This window comes from Vibrio neonatus, from assembly GCF_024346975.1.
Taxonomy (GTDB): domain Bacteria; phylum Pseudomonadota; class Gammaproteobacteria; order Enterobacterales; family Vibrionaceae; genus Vibrio; species Vibrio neonatus.
In genome coordinates this window covers 913,697-934,943 of the sequence record NZ_AP024885.1, presented here as the reverse complement: position 1 = coordinate 934,943, position 21,247 = coordinate 913,697, and the positions used below count along the sequence as shown (strand labels likewise).

The following is a 21,247-nucleotide window of genomic DNA, read 5'->3' as shown; positions in this document are numbered from 1 at the left end:
TGCCATTCACTCACTGTGAACGGCATTTTTAGTACGTTTATCGCTTATTAACGAAGCTTATCACGTCACCTAGTGGCTAATGCGTCCTTTAGTATCTTGGTCGATAGCTTGGTTTAGTAACTCTTCTACATGCCCTGGCGCTTTGGTGTTAAACGACAGTAGTCGGTACATAGCAGGGATAACAAATAGCGTGACCAAACTTGCAAATGCCATACCAAAGAAGATCACTGTACCTACTGCAACTCGGCTTTCGTAACCAGCACCGGTTGAGAAGATCAGTGGTATTGAGCCTGCTAAGGTAGTAAACGCAGTCATCATGATTGGTCGTAGACGCCTTGCCGCTGCATCGATAATGGCTTGTTCAAACTCAACGCCTCTATCACGCAATTGGTTGGCAAACTCAACAATCAAGATGCCGTTTTTGGTCACCATACCAATGAGCATGATCATCCCTATCTGGCTATACACATTCAGCCCTTGCGACATAATCACTAAGCCTAAGAAACCGCCAAATATCCCCATAGGTACGGTAAACATAACCACCAGTGGGTTAATGAAGCTCTCAAACTGCGCTGCGAGTACTAAGTACGCCACCAGCAATGCTAGGCCAAACACCATCACAATCGAAGATTGGTTTTCTTTAAAGTCTTTTGACTCGCCAGAATAGTACACTGAGATATCGCTTGGTAGCACCTCAATAGCTTTTTGGTCTAAGTAATCCAGTGCGTCACTGAGTGTCGCGCCTTCAACTAAGTTGGCTTTGACCGTAATCGATTTCTGTTTATTGTAGTGAGAAAGACGTATAGCAGAGGCTACTTCGTTCACCTTGGTCACCGAATCCAGTGTCACCAGATCGCCCTTAGCGGTTCGTAAGTAGATTTGGCTAAGGTCAGCACTGCTATTAAAGCTGTTTTCATCGCCGCGCAGATAAACGTCATACTCTTGCCCTTTATCTACATAGGTCGTCTCGCTCTTGCCTCCAAGCATCACTTCTAAAGTATCTGAAATATCACTTTGCTTGATGCCCAATTCTGCGGCGCGCTCTTTATCAATAGACAGCACCAGTTCCGGTGTTTTCTCTGAATAATCGGTACTTGCGCCATCCATAAACGGGCTAGCATCGGCTTCGTTTTTAAGAACGTCCGCCCACTTTTCTAGCTCTTTATAGTCGGAGCCGCCAAGCACAAACTGCACAGGTTCACTCGAGCGACCTCTAAAGCCGGGTAACATAGGGAATACTTTTACATCGGGTATATCCGCTAATGTTTTACGAATAACGCCCAACGCTTGCCCTGCAGATAAATCACGGTCTGCCCAATCTTCTAAGATCATGATAACAAAGCCAGTCTGGTCACCAGCGTTACCGCCAAATGCCGGAGACTGGATAGAGAAGGATTTTAATAACCCTTTACCAAGCAGCGGCTTCAAGCGTGATTCGATGACATCCATGTTCACCGCCATGCGGTTATAACTGGTGGCATCTGCGCCTCTTGCAAAGGCAAATAATACGCCGCGGTCTTCTTGTGGCGTAAGCTGCGCCGGTACCGATTTCATCAAATAATAGGAGCCTGCAAAACAGCTCACAATAACGATAGGTGCCACCCATTTAAATCTTAGGGCAACCGCCAACAAGCGACGATATAAGCGTTCTAACTTACCAAATAAACACTCAACACCTTTGTTAAAACGGTTTTGTTTTACGTTCGCTTTTAAGATTTTACTGCCCAATACTGGGGTTAAAGTCAAAGCGATGAGTGATGAGAACAACACGGACATTGCCAGCAATACGGAAAACTCAGTAAACAGCAAACCTACCATGCCATCCATAAAGGAAATCGGCAGAAATACCATCACCAACACCAATGTGGTCGCAATAACCGCAAACCCTACTTCGCGCGTCCCTTTATAAGCGGCTAATAATGGCGTTTCGCCACGTTCGATATGGTGGAAAATGTTCTCCACCACCACAATGGCGTCATCGACCACCAGACCAATGGAAAGGATCAACGCCATTAAGGTGATCAGGTTGATACTAAAGCCAAAGTAATAAGCGGCAATAAAGGACGAAATCAACGACACAGGTACCGTTACTGCCGGTATCAAGGTTGCTCTCGCCTGCCCTATAAAGATATAGAGCACTAAGATCACAAGGCCGCCAGTAATATAAAGGGTGTTGTAAACCTCAGAAATAGAACGGTCGATAAATACCGTTGAATCATAATCAACCGCTAGGCGAGTGCCTTTTGGCAAAAACTGCTGAATATCCGCGACTTGTTTATGAACCGCTGTAGCTACATCGAGTGGGTTTGCATCAGACTGAGGAATAATGCCTAAGCTGACGTTAACCACACCATCACTTCTAAAGGTTGAATCTTCGTTTTTAGCACCGAGATAAACGTCTGCCACATCTTTTAGATAGATAGGCGTACCGTCAGCGGCGTTTCTCACCACTAAATAGTTAAAATCTTTTTCGTTGTTGTAGGTACGATCGGTGCGCACTGACATCACAATGGCGTCATTTCGCACTTCACCACCTGGGCTTTCGATGTTTTCCGCTTTTAATGCCGCGGTAATGTCAGCCGTTGTTACGCCTCTACCTGCCATTAAAGTAGGTTTGAGCTTAACGTACATTACCTTATATAGGCCGCCCGATACATCGACTGAGCTTACCCCAGACAATAGACTAAAGCGGTCAAGTAGCACTCGGTCTACATAATCGGTCAGCTCAGTTCTATCTAGATAGTCAGAACTCAAGTTAACGTACATTGACGCTTCGCCACTGCCGTTATTTTTATACACCGTTGGGGAGTCCGCTTCATCAGGCAGGCGGTTGGCTGCACGAGCGACCGCATCACGCACATCACTCACGCCGGTATTCAAGTCGTAACCAAGATCGAAGGTAACAGATATACGAGAAATACTGTTACGTGTGGTAGAGGTGATTTCATCTATACCACTAATACCCGCTAACTGATCTTCAATCACTGACGTGACTTGGTTTTCAATGATGGTGGCCGATGCCCCTTCATAGCGGGTACTAATTGATACTACTGAGCTTTCAATATCCGGCATTTCACGCACGGAAAGCTTGGAAAATGACACTATGCCAAACACGCACAGTAATAAGCTCAGTACAACGGCCGCAACGGGACGTTTAACTGAAATATCAGATAACAGCATTATTTACCTACCTCGCTGCTCTTTTTTGCGCCTTTTGCTTTGCCATCTTTAGGCTTGCTACTTTTTTTATCATTGGCATCTTTTGCGTTTACATCTTTTACTTCGACGCCATCACGCATATTGACAACACCTTGTACTACAATGGTTTCGCCAAGGTTTAAGCCTTTTTCAATCACCACTTCATTTTCTACACGAGTGCCTAAGAACACTTCACGACGCTCTGCACGGTTGTCTTTTCCGACAACATAAACAAAACGCTTCGTACCTAGGTACTGCAATGCTTGTACCGGAATGATAGCCGCTTCAATTTCTGGGAACTTCATGGTGGCTTTCACCAACATGCCCGGTTTTAGTTTTTGGTGATTGTTATCAAGGTTGATACGCACACGCAGGTTTAGCGTGTCAGGGTTTACTCGAGAATCGATGCCCTGCAAACTGCCGGTAAAGACTTCGTCTCCCCAAGCACTAGAAATAGCAGAAACAGCCATACCAGTGCGTAACATAGGTAAATAGTTTTCAGGAACCTGTAAGTCCAGTTCCATTTTTGAAGTGTTATCTAAGGTTAAAAGTTCTGTACCAGAATTGACGAACTTACCTAAACTGAAATCTACAAAGCCAATGTGGCCAGAAAATGGGGCGGTAAGTGTGCGTTCGTTAAGCTCTGCCTTGGCGGCGTTTAATCTTGCCTTGGCAATATCAACACTGGCTTTTTGACCTTCAATTTCAGTCAAGGTAATTGCCGCACTCTTTCTTAAGCGTTCAAACTCGTTAAGTTTACGTTGTTCGTCATTTAAGTAAGCTTGCGCTTCAGCAACAGTAGCTTTGCTTTTATCCTTGCTCAGTTCAACTAAGACTTGGCCTTTTTTGACGCTTTGATTCGTTCTTACCGCAATACGCTCAATAGTACCACTGACTTCAGGTGCAATAATGACCGATTGAGATGCTTGAAGTTTACCCACTAAGGATAAGGTTTGTGAAATATGATGAACACCCACGGCTTGAGTTGTTACTGCAACGTGAGTCGGTGCTTTAGGAGGTTTATTTGCAAAAGATGGTGCGCAAAATAAAGCTCCAATTAAAAGAACAGCTGTTGGAGAAAGTTTTTTTGAGAATGGCTGGGAGTTTTTTTTCATGTTCATATTATTATTGTCCTCTTCTGCGCGCCATTTTATCAGCTCTTAATGACAGTAACGTCAATCAATGTAAAGTATTTCCGTTTTATCGCATTATCTGACTAATTTTATTCAAAAATAATATGCAACTAGCCCCTCAAACGACCAAGAAAGTGACGGTTTTTAGCCATTCCGAGCAAAATTCGGGCATATGAACTGTTTTTTTAAGAAAATCCTTTACAGAAAAACTCCCTCTGGATATTATTCGCACCGAACTTGAGGAGAGAGTTGGGAAAACTATTCTTAAGTATAAAAACACCCTGGTGGGGTTCCCGAGCGGCCAAAGGGATCAGACTGTAAATCTGACGGCACTGCCTTCGATGGTTCGAATCCATCTCCCACCACCACATTCTCTTGATTGATTATCTCTAATGAGAACGTCAGTTAAGGACACTTGATTAAGCGGGTTGGGAAACCATTAATTAAGTATAAAAATACCCTGGTGGGGTTCCCGAGCGGCCAAAGGGATCAGACTGTAAATCTGACGGCACTGCCTTCGATGGTTCGAATCCATCTCCCACCACCACATTCTCTTGATTGACACTCTCTATTGAGTACGTCAATTAGGAACACTTGATTAAGCGGGTTGGGAAACCATTAATTAAGTATAAAAATACCCTGGTGGGGTTCCCGAGCGGCCAAAGGGATCAGACTGTAAATCTGACGGCACTGCCTTCGATGGTTCGAATCCATCTCCCACCACCACATTCTCTTGATTGACAATCTCTATTGAGTACGTCAGTTAGGAACACTTGATTAAGCGGGTTGGGAAACCATTAGTTAAGTATAAAAATACCCTGGTGGGGTTCCCGAGCGGCCAAAGGGATCAGACTGTAAATCTGACGGCACTGCCTTCGATGGTTCGAATCCATCTCCCACCACCACATTCTCTTAATTGACACTCTCTATTGAGTACGTCAGTTAAGGACACTTGATTAAGCGGGTTGGGAAACCATTAATTAAGTATAAAAATACCCTGGTGGGGTTCCCGAGCGGCCAAAGGGATCAGACTGTAAATCTGACGGCACTGCCTTCGATGGTTCGAATCCATCTCCCACCACCACTTCAATGAAAACACCCGCTCACTGAGCGGGTGTTTTTGTATGTGCTTCTATAAATAATATCAAAAATCGACTAAACCAAATCTCGGTTATGCTCGGATTCAAAATCTAGATCTGGCCCTTGCGGTATCACTTGAGTTGGGTTTATGCCAGTATGGCTGAAGTAATAGTGACGCTTGATCTCGGCAATATTGGTGGTTTTTGCCACCCCACTCACTTGATACAACTCTTTTAAATAACCTTGCAGGCGGCGGTAATCGCTAATGCGTTTTTTATTGCACTTAAAGTGCCCCACATACACCGCATCAAAGCGCACCAATGTGGTAAACAAACGCCAATCGGCTTCGGTGAGTTGACTGCCGGTTAAATAACGATGCGTAGCGAGATGCTCATCAATTTTATCTAATGCGGCAAATAATGCGTCATAAGCTTCAACATACGCTTGTTGCGTGGTGGCAAAGCCGCAGCGATAGACCCCATTGTTGATATTGGGATAGATGTAGTCATTCCACTCATCTATTTGTTGGCGTAATGCTTGAGGATAAAAATCCAGTGTATTGCCTGTCAGCGCATTAAATTCACTGTTAAACATACGGATAATTTCAGAGGATTCGTTGCTAACGATGGTGTGTTGCTGTTTATCCCACAACACAGGGACGGTCACACGACCTGTATAATCAGATTTGGCTTTGGTGTAAATTTGATGAAGTTTATCAAAACCATACAGAGGATCAGGCACATCAAACTCCCAGCCCTCACTGAGCATATCTGGGCTGACAATACTGGCTGATATGTGCTCTTCTAACCCTTTTATGGCTCGAAAGATCAATGTTCTGTGCGCCCAAGGACAAGCTAAGGAGACGTATAAATGGTATCGACCTGATTCTGGCTTGAAAGGCGCATCCTCAGCATTTTGTACCCAATTACGAAACCCCGCATCTTCGCGTACAAATTTCCCACGGCTTGCTTTAGTGTCGTACCAGATGTCCTGCCATTTTCCTTCGACTAACTTACCCATTACTTACTCCCTAAATTGACCTTTATTCAGTATAAGCAGTAATTGTAATTTTTGATTATAGAATAACGACTTATAGCAATAATAAGAGAGTGGAATTAGCATTGCATTTGCATAAACAAAAAAGAGCGTGCTGCATACACAACACGCTCTGGCTTGTCACAGCCGAAAAAGATTAATAGGAGTGAAAACAAGAAACCGCGTGGATATCATCCCCTTCAAGGGTCGGTTTTTCTTTAGCACACGCTTCGGTTGCTACCGGACAACGCGTTCTAAATACACAACCAGAAGGCGGATTCATTGGTGACGGTAAATCACCTTCTAGCATCTCAATCTTCTTCGCGCGCTCAAGCTTAGGATCAGGAATTGGCACTGCTGACATTAAAGCGCGAGTGTATGGGTGTTTAGGATGAGCAAACAGTTTGTCTGACTCGCCAAGCTCTACCGCATTGCCTAAATACATTACCAATACGCGATCTGAAATGTGTTTAACCACTGACAAATCGTGCGCAATAAACACTAAGCTTAAACCAAATTCTTTTTGTAGCTCTTTAAGAAGGTTAACTACCTGCGCCTGAATCGATACGTCTAACGCCGATACAGGTTCATCACAAATGATCATCTTAGGCTTTAGAATCAAGGCACGGGCAATACCGATACGTTGACACTGACCGCCAGAGAACTCGTGCGGATAACGGTTAATAACGTTAGGCAACAAGCCCACTCTGTCCATCATCTTTTTCACTTCTTGCTTCACTTCATCCTTGCTTAGCTTTGGATAGAAGGTTTGCAATGGCTCAGCAATGATATCCCCTACGGTCATACGCGGGTTAAGTGATGCTAGCGGGTCTTGGAAGATCATTTGGATGTCTTTGCGCGTTTCACGGCGCTGCACTTCGTGCATCTTAGTCAGGTCTTGACCAAGCCAAACAATATCGCCTTCTGTGGCTTCCACTAAACCCACAATCGCGCGAGCAAAAGTAGACTTACCACAACCAGACTCACCAACCACGCCCAGAGTTTCCCCTTCGTAAAGGCGAACATTAACGCCGTCTACCGCTTTAAGTGGTGTCGGTTTGCTCCAAGGCCAAGCCGATTTAGACGCAATCTGAAAATGAACCTTTAGTGATTTCACATCCAGTAGTAAATTTTTATCATTCATTGGTGATGTGCTCATCGTGTCCAAGCCTCGTGATCAGAAAAACATGCGCGTTGACGTCCCTCACCAAATGGAGTGAGGATCGGTGACTCGCTCTTACAGCGATCAGTTACGCGGTGACAGCGCTCTTGATAAGGACAACCTGGTGGCAAACGCAATAAGTTTGGCGGGTTACCCGGGATCGTTGGCAAAATTTCACCTTCTGAATCCAAACGAGGAATCGCTCTTAATAGACCTTCTGCGTATGGATGACTTGGCGAGTAGAAGATTTCATCTACTGTGCCATATTCCATAGTTCGGCCCGCGTACATCACCAATACTTTGTCACAAGAACCCGCTACCACGCCCAGATCGTGCGTGATCATGATAATTGAGGTATTGAACTCCGATTTTAGCTCGTTCAGCAAATCCATGATCTGCGCCTGAACGGTTACATCCAATGCCGTTGTTGGTTCATCGGCAATCAAAAGTTTTGGACGACATAGCAACGCCATCGCAATCATCACACGCTGACGCATACCGCCTGAGAACTCATGCGGATACATGGTAATACGCTTACGCGCCTCAGGAATTTTTACCGCTTCTAACATGCGTACAGATTCTTCAAACGCTTCTGACTTACCCATGTTTTTATGCAGCATCAACACTTCCATCAACTGATCACTCACCTTCATGTAAGGGTTAAGTGAGGTCATTGGATCTTGGAAGATCATGGCGATTTGTTCTGCGCGAACCTTGTTTAGCTCTTTTTCTGGAAGGTTTAGGATTTCCTTACCTTCAAACTTCGCACTGCCTTTGATAATGCCATTTTTTGCCAGCAGACCCATAATCGCAAACACGGTTTGTGATTTACCAGAGCCTGACTCACCCACGATACCCAAAGTCTCACCCGCTTTAAGCGAGAAGTTTAAATCGTTTACCGCGGTTACTGTGCCGTCTTGAGTAGAAAACTCTACTCTCAGGTCTTTTACATCTAATAAATTGCTCATCACTGAATTCCTTATTGTTCTTATCTGTCTTTTGGATCAAGTGCATCACGTAAGCCATCGCCCACGTAGTTGAAACAAAATAGGGTTACGACCATAAACAAGGCCGGGAATGTCAGCTGCCAAATAGCCACTTCCATTGTTTGAGCACCTTCTTGTAGCAATGCCCCCCAGCTTGTCATCGGCTCTTGAACGCCTAGACCAAGGAAAGATAGGAATGATTCAGTCAAAATCATACTTGGTACAAGCAGGGTTGAGTAAACCGCTACAATACCCAGTACGTTTGGCACAATGTGGCGAGTAATAATGCGCCACTTGCTTACACCACAAACGTGCGCCGCTTCGATGAACTCTTTACTGCGCAAGCTCAAGGTTTGACCACGCACAATACGTGCCATATCAAGCCAAGCAATCGCGCCGATAGCCACAAATATCAACACGATATTTCGGCCAAAGAAGGTGACCAATACGATCACCAAGAACATGAAAGGAACCGCGTATAGGATTTCTAGAATACGCATCATAATACGGTCAGTACGTCCGCCAATGAAGCCTGACGCTGCGCCGTACAAAGTACCAATCAATACCGCAACCAGTGCGCCCAATACACCCACCATCAATGAGATTCGGCCACCGACTAAGGTACGCACAAACAAATCGCGCCCAAGGCTATCAGTACCAAACCAATGCTCCATAGAAGGTGCAGCATGCATGGCATACCAGTCAGTATCGTCATACGCGTACTGAGACACCATAGGTAGGAAGATAACTGCCAAAGTGATTAAGGCTAGAATAAACAAGCTCACCATCGCCGCTTTATTGCGCATAAAACGAATGCGGGCGTCTTGCCATAACGAGCGACCTTCAATTTCAAGGTTCTCTGAGAACTTTTCAATCGCTTCTAGATTTTCTTTTTTAGATAACATGCATAATTCCTTTCTTAGAAGCGAATCTTAGGATCGATAGCGGCCAGTAGAATATCCACCACAGCGTTAAACAGGATAAACAAGAACCCGATTAAAATTGTGATCCCCATAACCAATGAGTAGTCTCGGTTAAAGGCGGCGTTAACGAACAGTTTACCAATGCCTGGTAAACCAAAGATGGTTTCAATAACAACTGAACCGGTAATGATGCCGACAAACGCAGGCCCCATGTAAGATACAACCGGTAGCAGTGCAGGTTTTAGTGCATGTTTAAAGACGATGTAACGGTAGCTCAATCCTTTCGCGCGAGCGGTGCGGATGAAGTTACTGTTTAGAGTTTCAATCATTGAGCCACGAGTAATACGTGCAAAAGTCGCAACGTATAGCAATGACATGCCAATTACAGGCAATACTATGTACTCCCAACCTCCGCTGTGCCAGCCACCTGCTGGGAACCAACCTAGGTTAATTGAGAATAGGTAAATCAATACCGGCGCGAGTACAAATGAGGGCATCACCACCCCGAGCATAGCGGTCGCCATTATCGAGTAGTCGAGCCAGGTGTTTTGCCGCAGTGCGGCTATGGTGCCGACCGTGACCCCCATGATAACGGTGAAAATAAATGCGAAGAAGCCAATCTTAGCGGAAACCGGCAGAGCGTCAGCTACCAACTCATTTACTGTGTAATCTTTATATTTAAATGATGGTCCAAAATCACCCTGTAGGATGTTAGTCAGGTAAGTGCTGTACTGCTCAAGCACTGGCTTATCTAGGCCGTACTTAGCATTTATGTTTGCCATAACCTCAGGAGGCAATGGTCGTTCACTTGAGAAAGGGTTACCTGGCGCAAAGCGCATCAAGAAAAAGGATATCGTAATGAGAACCAGTAATGTTGGGATTGCTTCGAATATCCGTTTAGCAATGAATTTAAACATGATTCTTCCAGTCTGTGACAAAAATAAAAAAAAGTAAAAAGACTCTGCATGCGCTTGCGCACATGCAGGTCGGTCATATTATTGTTTTTAAACGTAAGTAATTACTTAGCGATGATGTACATATCTTTAGAGAACATCTTGTCTTCAGCATTATTGGCTGGGTATCCGCCTACTGTAGGAGAGACAAGACGAGAAGTAACGTACTGATAAATCGGTGCGATTGGCATATCGGTTGCCAATTGTTGCTCCGCTTGGTTGTAGATATCTTCACGCTGTGCATCGCTTGTTGCTAGCATAGCTTTCGCCATCAATGCGTCATAAGTATCGCTGTGGTACTTAGGATCATTTGAGCTGTTGTTAGATTGCATTAGTGACAAGAAGCTAGACGCTTCGTTGTAGTCACCACACCAACCTGCACGAGTCACATCGAAGTTACCTTCACGACGCGTATCTAGGTACGTTTTCCACTCTTGGTTTTCAAGTTTGATCTTCACACCCAGATCTTTTCTCCACATAGATTGAATTGCAGTTGCAATCTTCTTGTGGTTTTCAGAGGTGTTGTACAACAAAGTAAACTCTAGTGGGTGGCCCTTATCAAAGCCTGCTTCTGCAAGTAGCTCTTTAGCCGCTGCAATACGCTCTTTTTGCGTCATCTTGCCGTAAGCTGGAAGATCAGGGTGGAAACCCGCTGTGATCTCAGGCGTTAGGAAGTAAGCTGGCTTTTGACCTTGACCAAGAATCGCTTTTGCGATTACGTCACGGTCGATAGCGTAAGAAAGCGCTTTACGAACACGAACATCATCAAATGGTGCTTTAGCGTTGTTAAATCCGTAGTAGTAAGAACATAAGTTACCTTTCACGTTCACCGCTTCAGGATGCTCTTTCTGTAGGCGACGGAAGTGCTCTGTTGGCAATTCGTTAGTGATCTGAATTTCGCCAGACAAGAAACGGTTCATTTCTGATACTTGGTTCTCAATCGGCAAGTAAGTCACCTTATTAAGAACAGTATGTGCGTTGTCCCAGTATTTCTCGTTACGAGTCAGCTCTAGACGCTCGTTTACTACCCATTTGTTTACCACAAATGCGCCGTTACCTACAAAGTTTGCAGGGCGAGTCCACTGATCACCATACTTTTCAACAACCGCTTTATTAACCGGCTTCATCGTTGTATGACCAGTCATCATTACGAAGTATGGCAGTGGTGTATCTAGGTGTACTTCAAGTGTATGGTCATCAATTGCCTTAACACCCAAAGTTGATTTGTCTTTCTTTCCTGCAACGATGTCAGCGGCGTTAGTCATAGTAGTCATTTCTAAATACCATGAGTACGGCGATGCTGTTGCCGGATCTACCGCACGTTGCCAGCTATACACAAAATCTTGTGCAGTTACAGGGTCGCCATTTGACCATGTTGCTTCTTTACGTAGGTGGAATGTAAATGTTTTATTGTCTGTCGTTTCCCAGCTTGTTGCTACGCCAGGAACGGTATTACCGTCTGCATCTTGGTTTACTAGACCTTCTAGCAAGTCACGAATAACGTGCGACTCAGGCACACCTTCAGTTTTGTGAGGGTCAATAGAAGCGACTTCGGTACCATTACCTCGAACCAATTCTTGAACTTTAGCAAGCTTAGTACCTTCCGGTACTTGTGCTGCAATAGTGGAGAAAGAAGTAGCAGCCACGGCTAGGCTAGCTCCAAGAAGAAGTCCTTGGGTGATTTTATTTTTATACATGCAAATAAACTCCAGTTTTTTAATGTTGCATCCATGAATTCCTTACGCGGACCTATAGCCATTGTTGTTATCTATTTTGTGTCCGTAAAATTATATAAAAGGCTATAAGACATAAAGAATGGAAACAAAGTTACCAATCCTTGAAAGTATTTGCCATAAAAATGTCATGCCGCAGTACTTAAACTCCTGCATAGGTCAATATTTCAGAACTAAATTCCGACCAAGATAAAAAATTCAGTGATCTAAACAACAAAAATCAAAACAGACTTAAATTGTTGCACTTTTTATCAAAAAAGAGTGATAGAGATCACTATTTAAGGGACTGCAACCAACACTTCATTAACCAATCAATCATAAAATGAAAACCAAAAGCCAAAAGCCATTACATAAAGCAAAGGTAAATTTTAGAAACAAAATGTAAATTTTAATCAAATTTTATGAGCTAGATCAAAAAAGCCCCAGAAATACTGGGGCTTTGTAATATTTAAAAAATCTGTGACTCAGATCACATTAGCGTAAACTTATATAACTACCATCGCTGCATAGATTCTTGATCGGATTCACGAGACTCTATCCAACGAGATGCATTGGTTAAGCGCTCTTTTTTCCAAAAAGGAGCTTTAGTTTTTAGGTAGTCCATGATGAATTCACAGCTGGCAAATGCCGCATCTCTGTGCGCACTAGACACACCCACCAGCACGATTTGGTCGGCAATATCTAAATCCCCTACTCTGTGGATCACCGTCACCTTATCTAAGGGCCAGCGAGCGCGCGCTTCTAAGCAAATTTCATGCAATGCTTTTTCGGTCATCTGCGGATAGTGTTGTAAATGCAATCCGATGACGTTGTCACCAAGGTTGAAATCTCGTACTTTTCCTACAAATGTAACCACAGCGCCGATAGATGAGGATTCGCCTAATAGGGCGTATTCTTCAGCAAGGTCGAAATCTTGTTCTTGAACCAACACTCTATCCATATTAGCCACCTGTTACCGGAGGAAAAAACGCCACTTCATCGCCCGCTTTAACCAAAGTATCTAGCGGTGACATTGTGTGGTTAACCGCAGCTAATAACTTGCCCGACTCAAGCGCTAGCGCCCATTTATCACCGCGAGCCATTAATTGCTGACGAATATCCTCGACTGAGGCACTTTGGCTATCAATAAGCACTTCATCCTGCCCCACCAGCTCACGCACTTGCGCAAAAAATACCACTTTAATCATAGGCTCGCCTCAAAGTGTCCTGATTTTCCGCCGCTTTTCTCTAGCAGTCTAACTTGCGAAATAACGATATCTTTTTGTACCGCTTTACACATGTCATAAATGGTCAGCGCCGCTACAGAAGCTGCGGTCAGCGCTTCCATTTCAACGCCTGTTTTACCGGCCAGCTTGCAAACAGACTCAATTCTCACTTGATTGCTTTCTAGTAGTGGTGTCAGTTGCACTTCCACTTTAGACAGCAACAATGGATGACAAAGGGGAATTAAGTCCCACGTTTTCTTGGCCGCTTGAATGCCCGCAATGCGCGCAGTAGCAAATACATCACCTTTATGATGTTCACCACTTAATATCAGGGACAAGGTTTGCTCAGACATAGTCACAATAGCTTCAGCGCGTGCTTCGCGGACCGTATCCGCTTTTGCCGACACATCCACCATGTTCGCTTCGCCATTTTGATTGATATGGGTTAATTCACTCATTCGACGTTACTTCCCAATATGTGGCATGAAGTTACACGGCTTATGACGCGAATCTAACTGATCCTTAATAATGCGAGTCCAAGCTGTACGACAAGCACCTGTTGAGCCCGGCATGGCTAAAATAACGGTACGGTTGGCAAAACCGCCAATGGCGCGCGATTGAATGGTTGAAGTGCCAATTTCTTCATAAGAAACCGCGCGGAATAATTCACCGAAACCTTCCACTTGCTTATCAAATAGAGGAGTCAGTGCCTCTGGGGTAAAGTCACGGGCAGTAAAGCCTGTGCCACCAGTTAGCAAGATGGCATCTACAGACTCATCGGCAATCCACTGTGAGACGATTGCGCGAATCTTATAAACGTCATCAATTACAATTTTCTTATCTGCTAACTTGTGACCCGTTGCTTTAAGCTGATCCACTAAATAGCCACCACTGGTGTCCGTCTCTTCTGTGCGAGTGTCAGATACCGTTAAAACCGCAATACTTGCCGGCGTAAAATCGTCATGAGCGTGTCCCATAAGTCTCAATTCCTTTGTACTATTTATAATTTAAATTAAACGAGGTGATACCAATCGAGGTAATTAACTCAGCCGCCAATCGACGCCAGATGTGGGGTGGCCCCAGGGTTATTCTGGTCGAGGTGGTGACTGACGTCTTTAACTTTTAGACCTTGCGAGATGCGAGCGATAAGCTCTTGTTCTTGCTGGTCTTCTTGCATGAGATCGCGAAGCTCTAACCCTTCTTCTCCAAAAAGACACAAATGCAGTTTACCCATTGCTGAAACGCGCAGTCGGTTACAGGTAGAGCAAAAGCCTTTTTCATACGGCATGATTAACCCTATCTCACCGTCATAGTCTGGGTGGATAAACACTTGAGCTGGCCCATCGTTGGCTTCTCTTAGCTTTAGTAGCCAGCCATTCGCAATCAAGTGATTACGTATCGATACTCCAGACACATGGCGTTTATCAAACAGCTCATCCATTTCTCCGGTTTTCATTAACTCGATAAAACGCAGCTGTATTGGCCTATCTTTTATCCAATTAAGAAACTGTGGCAATTGCTGACTGTTTAGATCTTTAAGCAGCACCACATTCACTTTGATTTGTTCATAGCCAATTTCAAAAGCGCGGTCGATGCCCGACATCACATCGTGAAAACGGTTTTGTCCGGTGATCTGATAAAATTGTTTCGGGTCTAAACTATCTAGGCTGACGTTGATGTGAGTTAAGCCCGCTTGCTGCCAGTCAGAAACTTGCTTTTGCATGCGGTAGCCATTGGTGGTGGTGGCGATTTTTTTGATGCCCGGAGTTTGCGCGACACTGTGTACAATATCGGTAAAATCTCGGCGCAGAGTTGGCTCTCCGCCAGTGATACGCACTTTAGTGGTGCCACAATGCGCAAAAGCTCTCACTACACGCTGTATCTCGGGTAGAGTAATAAAAGGGGGGCGCTTACTCGCTTCAGGACGATAGCCATCCGGTAAGCAGTAATTACACTTAAAGTTACAGACATCGGTAACAGAAAGACGCAAGTAATAAAACTTGCGGTGGAAACTATCTTCAAATTGTTGCGTCACAAAACACCTTTCCTAAATACGGGAGGCAACGCCATTTCTAGAGTAGCCCTGGTGACAAAATGTCACGGCCAAAACCACATATTGTGTCAATTGAATGCCCCTGTTTTCAGGGTAATAACGACAAACTTAGTGGAGAAGACTCGGAGTTTTTCACCTACAGTATAAACCATTTTTCATAGGTAAGAGTAGAGCCTAATGGAATGGCAAAATTTTTACCAAGATGAATGTTATAAAAAGCGGCTTCAAACAACTTCATCATCGAATTATTTGGTCAATTTCGCAATTTCCGATACATTTATTAAAAATCCTCTATCAATAAAGAGTTAGCAACGTGGATATATTCTCAAAAAACAAAGTTGTCGCCGTTGGCGGTGGGCATGGGTTAGGCCGTATGTTAGCCGCACTCAAAGACTTTGGAAGCAATGCCACTGGCATTGTCACCACCACAGATAATGGTGGTTCAACGGGACGTATTCGCCATTGCCAAGGAGGCATTGCTTGGGGAGATACTCGTAACTGTATCAATCAGTTAATCACTGAGCCGTCGATTAGCTCAATGATATTTGAATATCGCTTTCGTGGTCTGGGCGAGCTAGACGGTCACAATCTAGGCAACCTAATTTTAACCGCTATGGACAACCTTTCGATTCGTCCTTTGCAAGCGATTAATTTGGTTCGTGAAATGCTAAAGGTTGAGGTAAATATTTTACCTATGACTGAGCACCCATCTGATCTGCGCGCCCTATCAACCAAAGGGCATTGGGTAAAAGGTGAAACCAGTGTCGATGAGATGGAAGAAGATCTACTGCGACTGGATCTTGACCCTGAAGTGCCCGCCATCAGTGAAGCCATTGAAGCGATAAAACAAGCCAATGCTATTGTGTTAGGTCCAGGAAGCTTCCTTACTAGCATCATGCCACCGCTGTTATTGCCCGAAATTGGCCGCGCCATAAACAGTAACTCGCAAGCAAAAGTGATCGTGGTAGAAAACCTAAGCCCAGAATACGGGCCTGCAGGACGCATGGAATTGGCACAAAAATTAGCGTGGATTGAGCGCGCTTGCCAAGGTCGAAAAATAGATGTGGTACTTGGCGGTAAGCCTCATCCCGAGCTAGAAGATAGATGGAATATTGTTACTCGCGATCTCGCCTCGATGAACAGAGAGTGGCGTCATGACCGCGATAAACTCAGTGTGGCGATTTTAGAGCAATTATCATAAATATGATAACAGCATGATGATGCGAACAAATTAATGCAGTTGCGCTTGTAACTGCTCTAATTTATACACGGTGCGTCTTAATATCGACACCAGCTCTTGGCATTGCTGATCAAATTCAGCCAAACGTTGTTGTTTGTAAAATGCATCCATCTGGGTGGCTTTTTCAGTGACTAAAATAGCGCCAAAACTTGGCGCACTCCCTTTAATTGCATGGCAAGTACGAGCGATTAGCTCTCGGCTTTGGGTCGTGATCTCCACGCCATCTATCTGCCCGATATATTCTTGTAACTCTTGTTTAAACAGGTCGAGTAAGGTGGGCATCATTTCCTCCCCAACTTGGGCACTCAAACTGACAATCTTATCGTTTTGCAGAAGATTAAACTCATCCACGTCCTTTCTCCCACTTTTCTAGTTTTCGATACAGTGTTGATGCACTCACGTCCAATTCGGTCGCGGCTGAAGGAATACTGCCACCACACAATTGAATGGCTCTTTCTATTACGCGACGTTCAACCTGCGCTAAAGGGATGATTTTTCGACTGTCATCACTGTGTTCAGGATCTAAGAAGGTATCAATGGCATCTTCTGAAAAAGAGGCCACTTTGAAACGATCCAGTGGTGACGGTAACATCTCTAAGGTCACCTCTTCGCCTTCATTTAAAACCACGATATTACGAATAACGTTTTGCAGCTGACGCACATTCCCCGGCCAAGGATAGGTAACAAAATGACGCAGCACCTCTTCTTGGAATTTACCAAAATTCTTGTTTTCTTCTAAGGAGGTAAAGCCTAATAACGAATAAGCAATCTCAATAATATCGTCACCTCTTTCTCGCAAAGGCGGAAGGTGCAGAGGGATCACATACAAGCGGTAATATAAATCTTCACGAAAACGGCCTTTACGCACCTCTTCCCAAGGGTCTTTGTTGGTTGCACACACAAAGCGCACATCCACCCGGCTCAGTTTTGATGAACCCACCTTTTGATAAGTGCTGGTTTGGATAAAGCGCAGTAATTTGGTCTGCAACTCTAAATCCATTTCGCACAATTCATCTAAGAATAAGGTGCCACCATCGGCAAGCTCCGCCGCCCCTTTACGGTCGGTCGCCGCTCCGGTAAATGCTCCTTTAACGTGACCAAACAACTCACTTTCAATCAAATCTTTGGGAATTGCCGCACAGTTGAGCGCAATAAAAGGTTGCGTGCTACGGTTGCTGACGGAATGAATCGCCTCTGCACACACCTCTTTACCGGTGCCGCTCTCGCCAGTAATAAAAATGCTCGCTTTACTGGATGCCGCTGAATCTATGGTTTTGTACACCTGCTGCATGCTAGAGCTAGAGCCAATAAAGCCTTGATATTGACTGACATCCCCTAGCACATCGTGCTGCGCATTTTGCGTTTGGTGAATGGCTTTAGAGACCGTGATACGGAGCTGATCGGCTTCGCACGGTTTAATCAAAAAATCATGCGCTCCTGCGCGCATTGCCTCAACCGCCACTTCAATCGAGCCATAAGCGGTCATAAATATCACTGGCACTTTCGGCGCTTGAGTGCGTACCTTTTTCAGTACATCCATGCCGGTCATATCAGGCAGGTGCAAATCAAGCAGCATAAGATCAATCGAATGCTGGGCAAGGTGCGCAAGCGCCGCCTCACCACTGGAAACAATACAAATGTCTAAATTAAGTGTCGCGAGATACGTTTGGTACAAACTGGCGACCGATAACGTATCTTCAACCATTAATAGTTTTAGCTGTTGATTTTCTGCTTTGTTTTTTGGCATTGAACCTAAACCTAATAAGGCACGATTAAAATAAATTAGCTATTGGCGATAAATTGACGACGATACTCTTCCATCTGATCGCGTTTAGCCGCAGCTTCTTCAAACTCAAGATTTTGTGCATGCTGATACATCTCATTTTCCAGTTTAAGGATCAGTTTCTCAAGCTGTTGCGGGGTTAAACTCTTATATTGTTCATCATTTTCAGCCACTTTCGACAAAGGTACAGCCTTAGACTTCCTATTGCTACTGGATTTAGTGGCGTTGCCCAACTCCATAATGTCTTTGATACTTTTCTTCAGCGCTTGCGGCACTATGCCGTGCTGTTCATTATATTGTTGCTGTTTTAAACGGCGTCGCTCGGTTTCGCCCATCGCTTTCGCCATCGACTTAGTGATGCGATCGGCATATAAGATGGCTTTACCTTCCAAGTTTCGCGCGGCGCGACCTATGCTCTGAATCAGTGAGCGCTCAGAGCGTAAAAAGCCCTCTTTATCCGCATCTAAGATAGCCACTAGCGATACCTCAGGCATATCCAGACCTTCTCGAAGTAAGTTAATGCCCACTAACACATCAAACTCGCCTAAGCGTAAATCACGAATGATCTCAACACGTTCAACCGTATCCACATCAGAGTGCAAATAGCGCACTTTCACATCGTGCTCGGTCAAGTATTCAGTTAAATCTTCCGCCATACGCTTGGTTAAAGTAGTCACCAACACTCTTTCATCTTTTACGCTACGTATGCGTATTTCAGATAAGAGATCATCCACTTGAGTGGCTACGGGGCGCACTTCTAATTCAGGGTCAAGCAAGCCGGTTGGGCGCACCACTTGCTCGGCGATGTCTCCACCTGAGGTTTCCTTTTCATAATCACCAGGTGTTGCCGACACAAAAATGGTTTGCGGCGCTAATGCCTCAAACTCATCAAATTTAAGCGGCCTATTATCCAACGCCGACGGTAAACGAAAGCCAAACTCAACCAAAGTCTCTTTACGAGAGCGGTCACCTTTATACATAGCGCCGATTTGCGGCACGGTAACGTGGGATTCATCAATCACCAACAAACCATCGTGCGGAAGATAATCAAATAAGGTCGGTGGCGGCTCACCCTCATCGCGCCCACTGAGATGCCTAGAATAGTTCTCTACCCCAGAACAAAAGCCCAGCTCATTCATCATTTCGATATCGAACTGAGTGCGCTGACTGATGCGCTGCTCTTCCAATAATTTGTTGTTTTCAAGCAGGTATTGTTTGCGATCCACCAGCTCCGCTTTGATTTTCTCAATCGCCTCTAACATGCGATCGCGAGGCGTCACATAGTGAGTTTTCGGATAAATGGTATAGCGAGGCAAATCGCGCTGAGTTACTGAACCGGTCAAAGGATCAAACACGCTGATGCAATCTATCTCATCATCGAACATTTCAATGCGCACCGCATCGTGCTCCGATTCTGCCGGATAAATATCAATCACTTCTCCGCGAACGCGAAACTGACCACGCTCAAACGCCACATCGTTACGCGAATACTGCAATTCGGCCAAACGGCGTAAGATGTCACGTTGATTCACCACATCACCACGGGTGACGTGCAGCATCATTTTCAAATAGGATTCAGGGTCACCCAAACCATAGATTGCCGACACTGAGGCCACGATAATGGCGTCCTTTCTTTCAAGGAGCGCTTTAGTGGCGGACAGTCTCATTTGCTCGATGTGCGCATTCACCGACGAATCTTTCTCTATAAAGGTATCGGTCGTCGGAACATAAGCTTCCGGCTGATAGTAATCATAGTAAGAGACAAAGTACTCCACGGCATTATTCGGAAAAAAGGCCTTCATCTCACCGTATAGCTGAGCCGCTAGAGTTTTGTTCGGTGCCAGAATAATTGCCGGACGCTGCGCTTTGGCAATCACATTCGCCAATGAAAAAGTTTTACCTGAGCCGGTTACGCCAAGTAAAGTTTGATGCGCTAAGCCATTATCTAGCCCTTCTAACAACTGTTTAATCGCTGTGGGCTGATCTCCTGCAGGTTCATAGCTTGAGACTAAATCAAACGTTTTTGTGCTTTTTTCTTCCAAATTTTGTTCTTCCAAAGTGAGTTACCTTCACCTGACCGTTCTTTATAGGTAGTTATATCAATTTTATCACGAATAGTACTAGCACTCGATTTTAACATTTGCTATATTCTTCAACCCTACAGAAAAACCCCTCTTTAGTAACATCAATTTAACTCACAGCTTTTCCCCAAAATTCGTCATACGTTACATTTATGTTTATTTTACAAGCATTTGAAATACGCCTCTTTTTGGTGCATTTATAGCACGTAATTCTCGTACAACACCTTGTCTTAATTGAACTTCCTGATTTTGTCCATGCTTAGGTTAACGTTATCAGCCTGTTAACAGAAAAAAGTTACCCATGAGTAATTAACACACTTATCCACAAAAACAGTGGATAAGTACTCGAAAGCCTTATAGGCTCTGGGCTGGCTATTTCGGGAAATACCACTAGATTACTTTTTTTGTTATTTCTGACGATTTTGTATTGACAGATATTTACCATATCAGTAATATTCCGCTCGCTTTACAGCAATTCCCCCTTAGTTCAGTTGGTAGAACGGCGGACTGTTAATCCGTATGTCGCAAGTTCAAGTCTTGCAGGGGGAGCCAAATTTTTAGAAAAAGCCGTATCTCAGGATACGGCTTTTTTTATGCCTTTCAGTTAGCTCAATAACATCGGAATGCCAATTTGGTTATCATCCTCATTGGGCTCATTTTCCGCTACAAATTGGGCATTTTT

The 21,247-nt window shown here is 44.5% G+C and carries 17 protein-coding genes, 6 tRNA genes and 1 riboswitch; of the genes, 7 read left to right on the top strand and 16 right to left on the bottom strand.

What is annotated here, in order from left to right; genetic code table 11:
- Positions 1 to 69 precede the first annotated feature (69 nt).
- Both OCU38_RS04355 and OCU38_RS04350 read right to left on the bottom strand, forming a co-directional pair.
- Positions 70 to 3,180 carry a multidrug efflux RND transporter permease subunit gene (locus tag OCU38_RS04355; protein WP_261823891.1) on the bottom strand — a complete coding sequence of 1,037 codons (3,111 nt, stop codon included), beginning with the start codon at positions 3,178 to 3,180 and terminating at the stop codon, positions 70 to 72.
- Entirely contained in the window at positions 3,180 to 4,319 is a 1,140-nt protein-coding gene (locus OCU38_RS04350) for an efflux RND transporter periplasmic adaptor subunit (protein ID WP_261823890.1), read from the bottom strand. Before OCU38_RS04350 ends, OCU38_RS04355 begins: the two co-directional genes overlap by 1 nt.
- Positions 4,320 to 4,614: 295 nt before the next feature.
- Here OCU38_RS04350 and OCU38_RS04345 point away from each other — a divergent pair.
- The 5 genes from OCU38_RS04345 (at position 4,615) to OCU38_RS04325 (ending at position 5,415) form a co-directional block, all read left to right on the top strand.
- Positions 4,615 to 4,699 (top strand) — tRNA-Tyr (locus OCU38_RS04345).
- Positions 4,700 to 4,793: 94 nt separating this feature from the next.
- Positions 4,794 to 4,878 (top strand) — tRNA-Tyr (locus OCU38_RS04340).
- A gap of 94 nt (positions 4,879 to 4,972) precedes the next feature.
- A tRNA-Tyr gene (locus tag OCU38_RS04335) sits at positions 4,973 to 5,057 on the top strand.
- A 94-nt stretch (positions 5,058 to 5,151) separates the two neighbouring features.
- Positions 5,152 to 5,236, top strand: a tRNA-Tyr gene (locus OCU38_RS04330).
- Positions 5,237 to 5,330: 94 nt separating this feature from the next.
- Positions 5,331 to 5,415 (top strand) — tRNA-Tyr (locus OCU38_RS04325).
- Positions 5,416 to 5,486: 71 nt separating this feature from the next.
- Here the strand turns inward: OCU38_RS04325 and OCU38_RS04320 are convergent.
- The 11 genes from OCU38_RS04320 to moaA all read right to left on the bottom strand — a co-directional run bounded on the left by OCU38_RS04320 (position 5,487) and on the right by moaA (position 15,443).
- Positions 5,487 to 6,431, bottom strand: a complete 945-nt coding sequence (locus tag OCU38_RS04320; RefSeq protein ID WP_261823889.1) for a glutathione S-transferase family protein — start codon at positions 6,429 to 6,431, stop codon at positions 5,487 to 5,489.
- A gap of 172 nt (positions 6,432 to 6,603) precedes the next feature.
- Positions 6,604 to 7,590: a murein tripeptide/oligopeptide ABC transporter ATP binding protein OppF gene (gene oppF, locus OCU38_RS04315; RefSeq protein ID WP_261823888.1), complete on the bottom strand. Its 987-nt coding sequence runs from the start codon at positions 7,588 to 7,590 to the stop codon at positions 6,604 to 6,606.
- An 11-nt stretch (positions 7,591 to 7,601) separates the two neighbouring features.
- Positions 7,602 to 8,576 (bottom strand): ABC transporter ATP-binding protein, encoded by a 975-nt coding sequence (oppD, locus tag OCU38_RS04310; RefSeq protein ID WP_023405601.1) that lies wholly within the window; start codon positions 8,574 to 8,576, stop codon positions 7,602 to 7,604.
- A 20-nt stretch (positions 8,577 to 8,596) separates the two neighbouring features.
- Positions 8,597 to 9,499 carry an oligopeptide ABC transporter permease OppC gene (oppC, locus tag OCU38_RS04305; RefSeq protein WP_021714902.1) on the bottom strand — a complete coding sequence of 301 codons (903 nt, stop codon included), beginning with the start codon at positions 9,497 to 9,499 and terminating at the stop codon, positions 8,597 to 8,599.
- A gap of 14 nt (positions 9,500 to 9,513) precedes the next feature.
- Positions 9,514 to 10,434 (bottom strand): oligopeptide ABC transporter permease OppB, encoded by a 921-nt coding sequence (oppB, locus tag OCU38_RS04300; protein WP_261823887.1) that lies wholly within the window; start codon positions 10,432 to 10,434, stop codon positions 9,514 to 9,516.
- A 101-nt stretch (positions 10,435 to 10,535) separates the two neighbouring features.
- A complete protein-coding gene (locus tag OCU38_RS04295; RefSeq protein ID WP_261823886.1) occupies positions 10,536 to 12,167 on the bottom strand; it encodes an ABC transporter substrate-binding protein in 1,632 nt (543 codons plus the stop codon).
- Positions 12,168 to 12,696: 529 nt separating this feature from the next.
- Positions 12,697 to 13,143, bottom strand: coding sequence for a molybdopterin synthase catalytic subunit MoaE (moaE, locus tag OCU38_RS04290; RefSeq protein WP_261823885.1), 447 nt, complete (start codon positions 13,141 to 13,143; stop codon positions 12,697 to 12,699).
- 1 nt (position 13,144) lies between these two features.
- Positions 13,145 to 13,390 carry a molybdopterin synthase sulfur carrier subunit gene (moaD, locus tag OCU38_RS04285; RefSeq protein ID WP_261823884.1) on the bottom strand — a complete coding sequence of 82 codons (246 nt, stop codon included), beginning with the start codon at positions 13,388 to 13,390 and terminating at the stop codon, positions 13,145 to 13,147.
- Positions 13,387 to 13,866, bottom strand: coding sequence for a cyclic pyranopterin monophosphate synthase MoaC (gene moaC / locus OCU38_RS04280; protein WP_261823883.1), 480 nt, complete (start codon positions 13,864 to 13,866; stop codon positions 13,387 to 13,389). The genes moaD and moaC overlap by 4 nt, the downstream gene beginning before the upstream one ends.
- Before the next feature lie 6 nt (positions 13,867 to 13,872).
- Positions 13,873 to 14,385: a molybdenum cofactor biosynthesis protein B gene (moaB, locus tag OCU38_RS04275; protein ID WP_261823882.1), complete on the bottom strand. Its 513-nt coding sequence runs from the start codon at positions 14,383 to 14,385 to the stop codon at positions 13,873 to 13,875.
- 68 nt (positions 14,386 to 14,453) lie between these two features.
- Positions 14,454 to 15,443, bottom strand: coding sequence for a GTP 3',8-cyclase MoaA (gene moaA, locus OCU38_RS04270; protein ID WP_261823881.1), 990 nt, complete (start codon positions 15,441 to 15,443; stop codon positions 14,454 to 14,456).
- Positions 15,432 to 15,601, bottom strand: a riboswitch (molybdenum cofactor riboswitch). (Overlaps the previous gene by 12 nt.)
- A 173-nt stretch (positions 15,602 to 15,774) precedes the next feature.
- Here moaA and yvcK point away from each other — a divergent pair.
- Positions 15,775 to 16,662: a uridine diphosphate-N-acetylglucosamine-binding protein YvcK gene (gene yvcK, locus OCU38_RS04265; protein WP_261823880.1), complete on the top strand. Its 888-nt coding sequence runs from the start codon at positions 15,775 to 15,777 to the stop codon at positions 16,660 to 16,662.
- A 30-nt stretch (positions 16,663 to 16,692) separates the two neighbouring features.
- Here the strand turns inward: yvcK and OCU38_RS04260 are convergent, their stop codons facing one another.
- The 3 genes from OCU38_RS04260 to uvrB are packed head-to-tail and all read right to left on the bottom strand — an operon-like array spanning position 16,693 to position 20,526.
- Positions 16,693 to 17,052: an Hpt domain-containing protein gene (locus tag OCU38_RS04260; protein ID WP_261823879.1), complete on the bottom strand. Its 360-nt coding sequence runs from the start codon at positions 17,050 to 17,052 to the stop codon at positions 16,693 to 16,695.
- Positions 17,045 to 18,448, bottom strand: coding sequence for a quorum-sensing sigma-54 dependent transcriptional regulator LuxO (luxO, locus tag OCU38_RS04255; RefSeq protein ID WP_261823878.1), 1,404 nt, complete (start codon positions 18,446 to 18,448; stop codon positions 17,045 to 17,047). The genes OCU38_RS04260 and luxO overlap by 8 nt, the downstream gene beginning before the upstream one ends.
- A gap of 35 nt (positions 18,449 to 18,483) precedes the next feature.
- Positions 18,484 to 20,526, bottom strand: a complete 2,043-nt coding sequence (gene uvrB, locus OCU38_RS04250; RefSeq protein WP_261824231.1) for an excinuclease ABC subunit UvrB — start codon at positions 20,524 to 20,526, stop codon at positions 18,484 to 18,486.
- A 515-nt stretch (positions 20,527 to 21,041) separates the two neighbouring features.
- Here uvrB and OCU38_RS04245 point away from each other — a divergent pair.
- Positions 21,042 to 21,117, top strand: a tRNA-Asn gene (locus OCU38_RS04245).
- Positions 21,118 to 21,247 lie beyond the last annotated feature (130 nt).